The sequence below is a fragment of the Halorubrum sp. SS7 genome (assembly GCF_005435055.1).
In the GTDB taxonomy this organism is placed as follows: Archaea; Halobacteriota; Halobacteria; order Halobacteriales; family Haloferacaceae; genus Halorubrum; species Halorubrum salinarum.
Genome location: NZ_SGXV01000218.1, coordinates 1 through 660, shown reverse-complemented (window position 1 = coordinate 660; position 660 = coordinate 1). Strand labels below are relative to the sequence as shown.

The window sequence follows — 660 nt, the reverse complement described above, 5'->3', positions numbered from 1 at the left end:
TCGTCGAGATCGAGTACAGCGACATGGCCGAGCAGATGCTCTCGCGCAGCGAGGTCCTCCACATCCGAAAGGACGACAAGGTGTACGTCGTCGGCGACGACGCCCTGAACTTCGCGAACATCTTCAACAAGGAGACCCGCCGGCCGATGCAGCACGGCATCCTCTCCAGCGAGGAGGCGTCCGCGATCCCGATGATCAAGCTCATTACCGAGCAGGTGGTCGGCGAGCCCTCGAAGCCGAACGAGCGGCTGTTCTACTCCAGTCCCGCGGACCCGATCGACTCCGGGCTCACGACCCTGTACCACGAAAAGACGCTCGAATCGATGCTCGGGGACATGGGGTACGATCCCGAGCCGATCAACGAGGGGATGGCGGTCATCTACTCGGAGCTGGCCGACAACAACTTCACCGGCCTCGGGATCTCCTTCGGCGCGGGGATGACGAACGTCTGTCTCGCCTACTACGCGGTCCCCGTCATGAAGTTCTCCATCGCCCGCGGGGGCGACTGGATCGACGAGCAGACCTCGCAGGCGACCGGCACGCCCGTCGACAAGGTGACGAGCATCAAGGAGGACGACTTCGAACTCGACTTCCGCACCGACGTGGGCGGCGTCGAGGGCGCGCTCGCCATCTACTACGAGAACCTGCTCGACTACGTCA

1 pseudogene is annotated in these 660 nt (G+C 63.5%); it reads left to right on the top strand.

The annotated features are described in order from the left end of the window. Positions 1-660, top strand: a pseudogene (locus EXE44_RS17715) (hypothetical protein); the annotation flags it as partial.